Annotated in this window: 11 protein-coding genes; 3 read left to right on the plus strand and 8 right to left on the minus strand. The window is 58.4% G+C overall.

Annotated elements, in window-relative coordinates:
* Positions 1-413: 413 nt before the first annotated feature.
* From H6A15_RS09650 to H6A15_RS09680, 7 genes are all read right to left on the minus strand, one after another.
* The gene (locus tag H6A15_RS09650; protein ID WP_204673546.1) at positions 414-1,796 is read right to left on the minus strand and encodes a radical SAM/SPASM domain-containing protein; all 1,383 of its coding nucleotides are present in this window, start codon (positions 1,794-1,796) and stop codon (positions 414-416) included.
* A 20-nt stretch (positions 1,797-1,816) separates the two neighbouring features.
* Positions 1,817-2,896: a hypothetical protein gene (locus H6A15_RS09655; RefSeq protein WP_204673547.1), complete on the minus strand. Its 1,080-nt coding sequence runs from the start codon at positions 2,894-2,896 to the stop codon at positions 1,817-1,819.
* Positions 2,886-3,653, minus strand: coding sequence for a hypothetical protein (locus tag H6A15_RS09660; protein WP_204673548.1), 768 nt, complete (start codon positions 3,651-3,653; stop codon positions 2,886-2,888). Before H6A15_RS09660 ends, H6A15_RS09655 begins: the two co-directional genes overlap by 11 nt.
* A gap of 29 nt (positions 3,654-3,682) precedes the next feature.
* Positions 3,683-3,865, minus strand: a complete 183-nt coding sequence (locus tag H6A15_RS09665) for a hypothetical protein (protein ID WP_204673549.1) — start codon at positions 3,863-3,865, stop codon at positions 3,683-3,685.
* Positions 3,862-4,986: a radical SAM protein gene (locus H6A15_RS09670; protein WP_204673550.1), complete on the minus strand. Its 1,125-nt coding sequence runs from the start codon at positions 4,984-4,986 to the stop codon at positions 3,862-3,864. Before H6A15_RS09670 ends, H6A15_RS09665 begins: the two co-directional genes overlap by 4 nt.
* Before the next feature lie 432 nt (positions 4,987-5,418).
* Positions 5,419-5,904, minus strand: coding sequence for a hypothetical protein (locus H6A15_RS09675; protein ID WP_204673551.1), 486 nt, complete (start codon positions 5,902-5,904; stop codon positions 5,419-5,421).
* Between the two features lie 239 nt (positions 5,905-6,143).
* Positions 6,144-6,752 (minus strand): recombinase family protein, encoded by a 609-nt coding sequence (locus H6A15_RS09680; RefSeq protein WP_204673552.1) that lies wholly within the window; start codon positions 6,750-6,752, stop codon positions 6,144-6,146.
* Between the two features lie 332 nt (positions 6,753-7,084).
* Here H6A15_RS09680 and H6A15_RS09685 point away from each other — a divergent pair, with 332 nt between their 5' ends.
* On the plus strand, positions 7,085-8,437 hold the full coding sequence (locus tag H6A15_RS09685) for a hypothetical protein (protein WP_204673553.1): 1,353 nt from the start codon (positions 7,085-7,087) through the stop codon (positions 8,435-8,437).
* Positions 8,438-8,766: 329 nt separating this feature from the next.
* A complete protein-coding gene (locus H6A15_RS09690) occupies positions 8,767-9,750 on the plus strand; it encodes an exonuclease domain-containing protein (RefSeq protein ID WP_204673554.1) in 984 nt (327 codons plus the stop codon).
* 11 nt (positions 9,751-9,761) lie between these two features.
* Here the strand turns inward: H6A15_RS09690 and H6A15_RS09695 are convergent, their stop codons facing one another.
* Complete coding sequence (locus H6A15_RS09695; protein WP_204673555.1) at positions 9,762-9,920, minus strand: hypothetical protein; 159 nt, start codon at positions 9,918-9,920, stop codon at positions 9,762-9,764.
* A 710-nt stretch (positions 9,921-10,630) separates the two neighbouring features.
* On the opposite strand from H6A15_RS09695, the gene istA reads away from it, so the two are divergent.
* Positions 10,631-11,266, plus strand: a complete 636-nt coding sequence (gene istA, locus H6A15_RS09700; protein ID WP_239462498.1) for an IS21 family transposase — start codon at positions 10,631-10,633, stop codon at positions 11,264-11,266.
* Positions 11,267-11,376: the final 110 nt, after the last annotated feature.

Consider the following 11,376-nt stretch of genomic DNA (forward strand, 5'->3'; position numbering starts at 1 on the left):
GAGAGCGAATGGGGGTCCCGCCGCTATCTGGACGTGACGCTGCTGGAGGGGTAGCCGCACCGGAGGGCGGGCCTATGGGGCTGTCGGAAAGTGCGCAAGAATCTTGACGGTACCTGCGGCTCACCCGCGACCTGCGCCTGCGCGGCCTTGCCATCGTCCTCGCCACCCATAGAGGCCCTACCTTTCCAACCAGGCGGGCAAAGAGAAAGCCCGCACCCTAACCTGCGGTCAGGGTACGGGCGTGTCACAAAGGCCTCAGTTACCGAGCTGCCGTCGCTGCGCCATACGTCGACGCGGCGCCGACAAGCTCTGTGCCTCAGCCCTTGCGGACGAGACACTTCGGGCACATCGTGTGAGGATCGCAGCTGACTGGCCGGCTGCGAAGCTTCTTGATGGCCTCCTTGGTAGAAACCTTATTCAGGACTTTCATCGCTCTCCTCCTCTCTGCTTTGGTTGTCCATCAGATACCGGTAATACGCCATGACGAGTTTTGGCATGATCGTCTTTGAAGGCGGACAGGCGAACTTGTCGCCATACATCAGGCGGTTTGCATTGCACCCGCCATGGCAGATTGGGAAGATGGCACAGTTCTCGCACCTCTCATCATGGAGCTCGTCTGTTGAAAAGTACCTGTAGCAGTCGTTGGCATCGATGCCCTCAAATACGCTCCCACAGGAGAACCTCTCTTGACCGAGATGCTTCTGGCACTTATAGAGAAGGCCCCTGTCGTCAACGGCAAATCGCCATTTATTAATCATCATGCATGGAGCGGGAAAGGGGGATAGCAGCAGATTGCCGAGCACGATGTTGTTCTCCTCTGATGCGCTGACTCCATCCCGGAAGTTAAGCTCGTCGTCTTCGTATCCGTTGTCTAGCGACATCTTGAGAACGTCCAGGTACAGATTTCCCTCGCTCTCATCGAATTCCGAATACCCCTTTTCATCAGGTAGGTCGAGAGGGGCGCCATACAGGCTGAGGTTCTCATATGTCCCGAATTTTCCATTGAAGAAGTCGAATCCCTCTTCGATGCTTTTGCGATTCGTGCTGCGGTAATTGATTCTTAGGTGGACGCTGATACCGCTATCGAGCGTGCGCTTGATGTTCTCAACAATCTTTTCGAAGGGGTCTCCTTCGATTCCCTGGAGCCTTTTTGTCTTGTTGTATTGGTCCCCAATGCCATCAACGCTGATTTGCACACGATAGGTGCCCCAATCATCAAATCTTCTAATTATTTCGTCGGTTAAGAGAATGCCGTTCGTCGTAATTGTTGACTCAACATCGATGCCGGCGGTCTTGAGTGCATAGGTGATCCTGTCGATAATCCCCGGAACAAGAAGTGGCTCGCCACCGAACCAAGAGATATACAGCTTCTTTCCGGGGCAATGCTCGATAATAAAGTCGGCAACCGCATCAGCGGTTTCTGTGCTCATGGTTCCTCGACGAGCACCGTTCTCGAAGCAGTAGTAACAGCGAGCATTACAGTCCATTGTTGGCGCGATCATGATGCCACTAATGCCGTCATCGCCATTAAGAACACCACGTCGAAGTTCTGCAAGAGTTTCCTCTTGCGATTCGTCCTCAGCAACGAGCATGCCCATATCGTGCAGCGCGTCGCATGTCTCATTGTCCTCAAAGCTGTGCTGAACGAAAACCTTCTCGTACTCGTCTCGCGTAAGGACGATAAGCGAGGTGGTTAACGTGCTATACACAATTATTCTCTCAGAGTCGAGAGGTACTTCAATCAGATACTTTGACGCTCGGTACATGTCTAACCCTTTCGCGATTTCAACTTTCATAAAGAAGTCGCTGAGTTTGTTTATCGCGCGAGTCGCCGTTTGCGCGAAGCAACTCTTGCGTTAATTCCAAGCAGGTAACCCTCATAGCCGTGAAGCAGCATCGGTAGGTTATGCCTGTTCTTGTAATACTCAATTTGAGACAGAAGGGTTGACGCAACGGCAGTCTGCTGGAGGCAGAGCGAAGATATTTCTTGTGAGTATGCAATGTAGTCGAGATTTTGGGCGCATTTATCTATGCTGCCGTTGATCGCATACACGCTATCGCGAACAGAGAGCAGAGCGTCAAAGAGAATATGCTGGTTGTCTCGTATTTGATAAAGAACCTGAAGAGCCTTCTCGGAATTGTCAATGAGGCGGTCAAGACGTACCTCCAGCTCATATTGGTTGTAGGCAGCACCAAGCTCGGTGAATCGTCCTGAGTCGAAATACTCGTACAACTGGCATATCGCAGGAAGGGTTCGATACTTCTGATAAATTGGTCCGTTGGAGTAGTGCTCCTCAAGCATCTTTTTCACAGCGTTCTTCATGTCGGTCAGGATGGCTGTGTCCTCTTTGAACTGCAATACCGCAGCAGCGTCTCTCTCTTTTTCCTGCTCGATTTCCTCTTCCCAGGCTCTCTTTGCTTCCCTGTTCTCATCTTCTAGGGAAGCCCTGGCGCTACCACCGATCGAAGAGCCGATCAACAAGCCTATGAACGCACCAATGGCCGCCCCGATTGCAGCGCAAATAGCAGCAGCCATAAAGAACGCGATATAACTTCCCAGCCAATACAACGAGTTATTGCTTTGACCAACAGTATGCCAATCAAGGCAGAACTCGAAGATCACTCCGCATACTGCTCCAATGAAAGCACCCGTATGCCAAGCTTTGGAACTTGTCCGGTCCGACTCCTGTTCCGGATGCGGGTTAGGAGGAACGAATTCAGGGTATACGCGGTGTTCGATACTCGATATTTCAGAAAGGGCATGCTTTTCTATCTCAGAGAGCTTCATCAAGCCCGTCTCGAGGTCGCAAGCAACACGAAGGTAGTCGAGAAGTTCTTGGATGTCATCCGAAGTGTTATGCCCCGCCCCGGACGGCCCAATTAGCTCATCCGACATAGACGTAGCCCCCAAACATCTTCTTCTTGAACGAAGAGAGCATGTCCGAGCAATCAAAGCCCCTCTTACCGGCCTTAACGAAACACTCGTAAGCCTTCTGGTCGTCACGAGGAGAATAATGCCAACCGCTCCACAATGCCGGCCCGAGGCTAATCATCCCTAGACGGGCGTAGCAGAGTCCGGGATGAGCATCGTCGCTATCGGAAGAGGCACACTCTGTGAAAAGCTGGACCATGAGCTGAAACTCGTCCTGAGGAAGGGATGTATCAGACTCCAATAGACCGAAGAGCGTGGAGGCTAGATAAACCTTTCCCTCGATAGACAAATTGGATAGATGAGCGAGAAGATGCAATCGTGCTTGCTCGAGGCAGTTGCCCTCAGAAACCGAATTGCTCTTGTCATCACCCAAAGAAGCGAGATACCAGCAAATGCCGAGCTCCTCGTGCATCCTTCCGTATAAGCTGTCGTCCTCAGGGATGCCCGCGGCCTCTGCATACCTAAGTCCCTTGGTCAAAGTGTCGATGCACTGAAACGCCCTATCACCACCTGCGATGTTTCTCAAGGCGTGGGCCTCCATAGAGCACGATCGCGCTGCTGCAGAGTAGGATCTTTCGTCGCCGTTGTCCGCAGCGGCGATAAACCAGTGGATGGCCTCGCCCCATTCGTCCCGGTTTACATAATGGGCAGCAAGAACACCCATTGCTCGTGCGTTCCCGCTCTCTGCCGCCGCTTTAAGCTCTTCAAAGCTAATTTCCATCGTCTTGCCTCCTGGGAATAGATGATTTCTCACCGTAGTTTCTTGACAAGCTGACCGATTTTCTTCGTATCGTCGGAATCGCTCCCGTCATACCCCTGTTGCCCGATCAGTCTTTTTATCGTTTCAGCGTCGCCAACCATTGCCGCATGACTTACGCGCTCAAGCTCGGTCCTAGAAAGATTCTTAAGCGCTGTTGTGAGAGTGATCTTCATCGCATATCGCCTTTCTGTTCTCTAATGCGCCCCCGCATCTTTTCTCCCAGCGTCGCAACCTCGCGACAGTGCCCCTCAGGAACGCATATCCGAGTGCCATGAGGAGACTCAATCAGCTCGCTACGAGCCGTGCACATGTTGCAGAGCGGGCGATCTATACACCCAGAGCAACCCTCAATAGGAACGTCTTTAAGCTCTTCAATCCACAGTCGCATCAGCCGGTATGCCTCGTCGAAGCCCTTCCCAGCCGTTGCCCACCTTCGCTTCATGTCGGGACAGATGCTTAGTTCGAGCTCGGGGGATAGGAAAACGGCTCTGTCAGCCGCCTTGCACTGCAGCGAGCGGAGTGGTGTGCAAACAACATTCTCGTCACCATATCCCACGCCAAAGCGCCTTACGTTGAGGTCTACAAGAGCCTCCCCATTAACCGCCTGCGACTCAGCGTCGATACCGTTCTCCCCATTGAAGAGGACAGGATCGAATAAGAAAGGAATGTCGTGAAGAGCACACCAGCGCTCCACGGAATGGAGGAGCGCCGCATTTTCGCGTGAGACGGTGAACTTGCCAAGTACATCGATGCCGAGATTTCTAAGTGAAAGTGCAGCCCGGTAGGGGCGACTTTCAAAATCGTCGTCATAGAAGGTAATTTCCACTGAAAAGGGAGGAAGCTCGCTAAACAGATTGAGGACGCCTTCATCAATCAAGCTCCCATTGGTGAAAATCGTAACGAGAACGCCGCTCTCCTTTAGGTATCTATAAATGCTTGGGAAATCCTTATCCAAGAGACATTCTCCACCAGAAAGCGTGGCTCTAACCAACCCCAGCGAGATGATTCGCTCTAAGAGGGGAAGGACGCTATCAAACGTGGGGTCTCCGTCAAAGCCGTTGTCTCGGATGAAGCAGAATGGACACGCGAAGTTGCAGCGTCTGGTCATATGCCACATAAGGGATAGCGGGCGGGGCTCCCCCGCCCGCTCGATGAGAGCATCCATAAGTTCATCGACAGACACCTTATCGGCTTCTCCCAACATCCCGTAAAGAGTGTCGTCCAACGCAAGAGCGCAGGAGCGGCTGGGGTCAACCTCATAAGCTGCGTCTGCAACGGCCCTCTTTACCAGCATGCTTCGCCGGTTGCATTCTGCGTGCATCCGCAATCATCGGCAGCACTGTAGTCGCTAAGGCCCCTCCGGATTGAGTACGCGTTAACGTCATGCATAGAGGATGCCTGCGGTATCATGCGGCATTCACAGAAATCATTGCTCTTGTAGCCCGAGGGGCGCGGCTCAGAGCCGCCACCACAATCCTGAGGACCCCAATAGGCGCTCGTCGGAGCCTGTGCTCGGCTCCTATCGTAAACACTTACCGCGTGCATGGGCCTGCGGGTCCCGGCACAGCCAGTCACCTTATGCCTGTTGGGCTGCGGGATGGGGTACCCGCCGCAGTCGCTCGCAGAAAAGTGCGTTGCGGTTGGCGTGGCAGTACGGTCTGCCTCGATTACGCTAACAGGGTGCGTGCATGTGCAAGCCATGGTATCCTCCTTCGGCCGCAGCCTTCTATTCCATCCAGCTCTCAACGACCTGCTGAATCGTCTGGAGAAGCGTCCCGTAATACATGCTCTCGGTCTCGACGGCATTCTGGTCGGTCATGGCCTTTTGCAAAGCGCCGCTGATCGAGAACATCCCCTTTGACGAAGCGGAGTTCATCCTTTGCATTCCAGAAGAGACACTTCCTTGCTGAATGACGTCAATCGAGATAATTGCCGCGGTCTTGCTGATTCCGACAAGGAAGCGAGCCCAGTCAGTGTGGCCTGTGAAGGAGAACTCGACACCAGGGAAGGACGTGCTGCTGAAGAGACCACCGACCGTGATCTCTTCATCGCTTGCGCTTACCTCGATGCCATATTGATTAGCCATGATCGATGTCACGTCGCTCTTCAGCTCTGAGGCGAGAAAGCCGGGCTCAATGTTTGCAGCACCTCCCATGCGAGTCCCCCACTGATGCAGAGGGTGCTGTGCCAGAGGCTGCTTGAACTTAGGCATTTCAATCGCTCCCTTCCCTGGCGAAGTTTGCCGACACGCAAGCGAGTCGGCTTGCACCTCGTCAAAAAGTACGCTTTATTAGAGAGGTGATATGAGCGGCAAGAATAAGCCGTTCGACCGATTAATCCTCGCGTTTTGTAGTGTTTGGTTGCGTTTCGCTGATAACATATATAGGAGTCTGAAAAGCGTACTATTTGAGAGAGCGAAATAGTGCCCTTTATCTGCTGAAACTGCACTGACTAGCAACGTTGCCAGTCTTCTCGAATCCACCTATCAAAAGTACTCGCAGATATCTTTAGTCTCTTTGCGGCCTCCGCCCTAGTTAGGGAGCCTTCTAGGTAGAGCTTCGCCGTCTTTTCGTAGATTCCCGGCTTCTGCTTTCTCGGTCTCCCGAACTTGACTCCACGGGCCTTTGCCGAGGCGATGCCCTCGGCCTGCCGTTGGCGGATGTTCTCTCGCTCAACTTGGGCCACATAGGAGAGCAGCTGGAGAACTATGTCGGCGATAAGCATGCCGGTCGCTCCTTCGTGCTCCCTTCGAGTATCAAGCAGGGGCATGTCCATTACGACGATGGCCGCCCCTTTGCCCTTTGTTATCAGGCGCCACTCCTCAAGAATCTCGCTATAGTTTCGACCTAGTCGATCAATGCTCTTGATGACAAGCGTATCTCCGCTCCCGAGCTTGTTCATCAATCTGATGTAGTTCGGTCTATCGAAGTCCTTGCCACTCGCTTTGTCTGTGAACAAATCCCGCTCTGCTACTCCGAAGTCGATTAGCGCGTCGATTTGTCGATCGAGGTTTTGGTCGCGCGTGCTAACGCGAGCATACCCATAGGTATGACCCTGCATATTTCACCTGCTCTTTCCCTAATTGCTATAGCTCAGAAGAGTCTAAAAAGTGGTCACATATCCCATGTGTGTCTCCACATTAGGGCCGAGTTCGTAAAACCGTCGCCCAATTTCGAGACGTGACAGTTAATCACGATTGCCAAGCAGTGAACAGCCTTGACAGTGATGCAACAATTGACAGTAGGGCACGAGCGGGAGGACGCAATATGGCCATTCGAGCATCAATCGGCTTTGCGCCGTACCGTCCGGAATGTCTCGAACCGGACGATCGTGAGGCGCTCGCATTGTGGAGGGGGTGCGACTGTGGATGCCCTTGCTTCATCGATCCGTGCATGCTCAACGAGCTCACGAGCTATCTTCTCGACCGCGCGGAGCCGGGGCCGTCCAACGACCGGCGCTTCTTCCTGCTTCGGCAACAGCTCGTCATGTCGGCGCGCGCCTACCGTACCGCAGACGGGCACGACATTCTTGTCCTCGGGAAAATAGCTGAGTTGTCAGTCCTAAAGCGACTTGCCGATTTCGACAAGGAGGATCGCCAGGACCTGCGCTCGCTCGGCCTTCCGCTCTCGCATGCGATGGCGAGCATTGGGGAGGACGGCGTACCGGCGGAGGTTACGTCGGTCGCCCTGTCCGCATGGGCAAAGGCCGCCGATGCCCTCAACGGATTCCTTTCCAAGCCCAGGCGAACCACACGCTTCGCCCTCGACGACATGCTCGAGAGCATCGACGGGCTCTACGCACTCATCGACGTTCTCGAGCTTTATCGCAGGCTCCTGCTCGCCGCAGGGCGCGCGATTGACATCTTGGGTGCAGCCACCGTCAGCCACTACGACTTCCAAGGGCTAGAGGACGCGGTCGACACCTGGCGCGTCTCCCAGGGTGAGGCTGCGAGGCAAATCGGCCTGGCGCTAAACGGGCTATCCCTGCTCACGCCTGGCATCGACGCCGAGGCGGGTCTTCACGGGCCAATCTCCAGAGACGGGTCATGGATTCTGTCGTACTCACGTCTCGGACAGCGAATCATGGAGTGGGCCCTGGGGCAGGAATGCACCTCGCTCAACTTCGCGGCGGTCGGCGCCGCCTGGCCCGGCCCCGCCATATACGGCTTTGACGACGGCGAGGAGGAGCCGACGGCCGCCTGCGCGCTGCTGCGCGAGCTCTCTGGCGATACTGGCAAGCCAGCCGGAATGCTCTACGGCACCGAGGATGTCGTCGTTGCGGAGGACTTTACCGTAACCATCCCGGAGCGCATGCTCGAGGGAGACCGGAGGCTGTACGTTATTTCGCGGTCGGACGAGTACGGGAGCTATCTGACGTGCGTGACGGGGCGTCGCCGAGCCAAAATGCTCGCCGGCCTCATAGCTGACGAGCAGGCGATGCGAAGCTATGCGTGGGCCCATGCGCGCGAAAGAGGGGACGTCGCGCAGCCAGAAGTGCTCAACGACCTTCCGGATGCCTTCGAGGACGAGTTCTCCGCTCTTGCGGTCGAGGCCGAGGCCATAGACCTCGATGCGTCGGGCCGGCTCCCGCTCTCCGACACAGCTTTCGACGACCTCGAGAAGGGCGCGAAGCTCGTCATCGTCGGCGAGGCGGACGTCTTCCACATCGCTGAGAAGTCCCAAGAGGAGCGAAGGGACGCCTGGGCGGAAGGGAGGGATCCGTCCGAGTTGTACTTTGAAGACTAACCGCAAATCAGTGTGCGCATGAAGGAGTGGCTTTTGACGCGTGCCGCGACACGCCATGCCGTAGCACAGGCATTTTCAGGCAGCGGATGGTCGTCGCAAACGATGATTCATGGAGATTGTCTGCGCCGCCATCCCAGGTCGCTTGCCCGGCGGCGCGCTGCGTCACCAACGATCGCCCGCACGCACCCGGCCAGCCATCCAGTACGGGCGACGCAAGCCCAGCGTGTCCTTGGCGCCAGCCGGGCGCTAATGCCCGCTGGCGAGCCGGCGTGCCATAATGAAAGATGCACCCACCCGCTACACGAGCGACGAACCAGGAGGCTGCGCACATGCCCTGGTACGACAACGCCGACATCTCACGCATAACCGACGCGCCCCGCGAGGGCGTCATCTGCTTCGACACCGAGACCACGGGCCTCGACGCCGGGGGTCGCGACGAGATACTCCAGCTGAGCGTCGTGGACGGAACGGGCGCGGTCCTGTTCAGCGACTACGTGAGGCCGGAGCACCGCCAGAGGTGGCCGAAGGCCCAGGAGGTCAACGGCATCACGCCCGCGATGGTGAGGGACAAGCGCACCATGTCCGAGCTCCTCCCGGAGCTCAACGAGATCTTCTCCCGCGCGCGGGTCCTCGTCGCGTACAACCTCGAGTTCGACCTGAGGTTCCTCGAGGCAGCAGGCGTCCGGGTCCCGACATGCCCCCACTTCGACGTCATGAAGGAGTTCGCGCCCGTCGCGGGCAAGTGGGACGAGCGTCACGGGGACTGGAGGTGGGTCAAGCTCGGGCAGCGCGCCAGGCACTACGGGTACCGCTTCGACGCCCACGACGCGCTCGAGGACACCAAGGCCACCCTCCGTTGCTTCGACGCCATGCTCTCAGACGACGCGCCCGGGGGCTACTTGTCGCTCGTCGAGGGCGGCAGGAGGCGCCAGGAGGAGTCGGCCCGACGACGCGAGGAATACGAGGCCAAGCGCAGGGGCGAGGAGGAGCGGCGCGAGAGGTACGAGAGCAGCGCGGAGGGAACACTGGAGCGCCTGCAGCGCGAGGAGAACGCCCGCACCGAGAGGGCCTTCGCCTCGGGCGACGCCAAGCGCGTCAGCAAGACGACGTACGTCGCCCTGGCGACCCTCCTCGGATGGATAGGAGCGCACGAGTTCTACGCGGGGAGGACCGCCCGAGGCGTCCTCAGCGTCGTCTTCTGCTGGACGCTCGTCCCCTGGGTCGTCGCCATAATCCAGGCGGTCAAGATGGCCCGCGCCGAGGCGGAGCCCGACGGCTCGATTGTCGTTTGGAAGAAGCCGAATCACCGATGAGGGGGAAACGGCTACGACAGCCGCAAAGACGGGTGCCGGCAAGAACGGCGGAGCCCCTGGGCCGACTCTTCGGTTGATAGGAGCGAGAAGAACGAGAAGAACGAGAAGAACGAGAAGAACGAGAAGAACGAGAAGAACGTCGAGCCCTCAACGAAGATCCTGAGCGCCACACCCCACCACCACCCGCGAACGAGAAAGGAGGAGGAGCAGCCCATCTGCCGTAGCGGAGTGCGCGCCGCCGCGAGGAACCGACCCGACCTGCGCACGTCAAACTCCCGGCAGGCCATGCCCAGAGCGTAGGCTGTGTATGCGCAGCGCCGCGAGGGACAGACGGCGCAGCCGGAGTGTGCGACCGCCGCGAAGGGCAGACGGCGCAGCCGGCTGGCCTGAGCCGGGAGCGACACGCAGGCGGAGCTGGCTGGCCCGAGCCGCGGAGCATACACAGCCGGAGCGGCGGGCATGGCCGTGAGTGACGCTCTCCGCGCAGGGCGGGGCGGGTCCGAGCCGTGCGCGCAACGGAGCGCAGGCGGATGGGCTGCGGACGACCCTCGACGGGCAGCGGGTGGTGGTGGGGTGTGGATGTCCTCGCGGCCCTCGCCGAGGGGCGGCGAGCGCGACTCCGTGGCGACGTCGCCCCCGGGCTCCCGCACGGCCGTCGCGCACCCGTGGGTGGCGCCACGGATCCCCGACGCGCCCTGGGCTCGCGACAGCCACGAAGCCGCCTGTGTTTGATAACGTCTGACTTGCGGATTTGATCACCCGGAGCTTTCGGGAATGGTCACGAAAAACTTTCGGGTTTGGGCATGGGCACGCCGACCATCCCCAACGGGGCCTAACGTTGTCGCTGCTACGGTTGCGACGATGGGAGGCCGGGAAGGAAATGATCGGCGTGGACAAGATCGACGATATCAGAAGGCTCGGGAGGGGCGGGGCGAGCGTCGCCTCGATCGCCCGGGACACCGGGGTCTCCGAGCCCACGGTGCGCAAGTACCTGAGGGAGACCGACCTCTCCGAGAGGCCGCCGGCGGTCGGCAGGGCGCCCGAGTCGCCCCTGCTCGAGCCCTTCGCGGCGCTGGTCGACTCGTGGCTGCTCGAGGACAGGCGCTGCTGGCACAAGCAGCGCCACACCGCGAAGAGGGTCTTCGACCGGCTCGTCGCGGAGAAGGGCTTCGAGGGCTCGTACTCGACCGTCAGGAGGTACGTGAGGAGGAGGCGCGAGGAGCTCGCCGCCGAGCTCGACGCCCGCGAGGCGCAGGGGTTCCTGCTGCTCGACTGGCTCCCGGGCGAGTGCCAGGTCGACTTCGGGCAGGCCGACTTCCGCGTGCGAGGCGTCGTCACCCGCGGCCACTTCCTCGTGGTCGCGTTCCCGCACTCAAACGTCGGGCTCGCCCAGGTCTTCTGGGGCGAGACCGCGGAGTGCGTCTGCCAGGGGCTCCGCGACGTCTTCGAGTTCCTCGGGGGCGTGCCGCTGCGGGCCGTGTTCGACAACGCCACCGAGGTCGGCCGCAGGGTCTGAATCTACCCCGATTCCGTTTACACCCTTACGCCGCCATCGGGTGGCGGTCCTCCTCGGGCCAGTTGGCCCGCTCGAACTCCTCGGGGCTGAGGTACCCCAGCGCCGAGTGC

Source organism: Enorma phocaeensis (assembly GCF_016901575.1).
Classification (GTDB): Bacteria; Actinomycetota; Coriobacteriia; order Coriobacteriales; family Coriobacteriaceae; genus Limicola; species Limicola phocaeensis_A.

Bases quoted from the DNA above. Each gene is read 5' to 3' on its own strand.
- H6A15_RS09650 (WP_204673546.1), bottom strand. From the start codon at position 1,796: ATGAAAGTTGAAATCGCGAAAGGGTTAGACATGTACCGAGCGTCAAAG.
- H6A15_RS09655 (WP_204673547.1), bottom strand. From the start codon at position 2,896: ATGTCGGATGAGCTAATTGGGCCGTCCGGGGCGGGGCATAACACTTCG.
- H6A15_RS09660 (WP_204673548.1), bottom strand. From the start codon at position 3,653: ATGGAAATTAGCTTTGAAGAGCTTAAAGCGGCGGCAGAGAGCGGGAAC.
- H6A15_RS09665 (WP_204673549.1), bottom strand. From the start codon at position 3,865: ATGAAGATCACTCTCACAACAGCGCTTAAGAATCTTTCTAGGACCGAG.
- H6A15_RS09670 (WP_204673550.1), bottom strand. From the start codon at position 4,986: ATGCTGGTAAAGAGGGCCGTTGCAGACGCAGCTTATGAGGTTGACCCC.
- H6A15_RS09675 (WP_204673551.1), bottom strand. From the start codon at position 5,904: ATGCCTAAGTTCAAGCAGCCTCTGGCACAGCACCCTCTGCATCAGTGG.
- H6A15_RS09680 (WP_204673552.1), bottom strand. From the start codon at position 6,752: ATGCAGGGTCATACCTATGGGTATGCTCGCGTTAGCACGCGCGACCAA.
- H6A15_RS09685 (WP_204673553.1), top strand. From the start codon at position 7,085: ATGCTCAACGAGCTCACGAGCTATCTTCTCGACCGCGCGGAGCCGGGG.
- H6A15_RS09690 (WP_204673554.1), top strand. From the start codon at position 8,767: ATGCCCTGGTACGACAACGCCGACATCTCACGCATAACCGACGCGCCC.
- istA (WP_239462498.1), top strand. From the start codon at position 10,631: ATGATCGGCGTGGACAAGATCGACGATATCAGAAGGCTCGGGAGGGGC.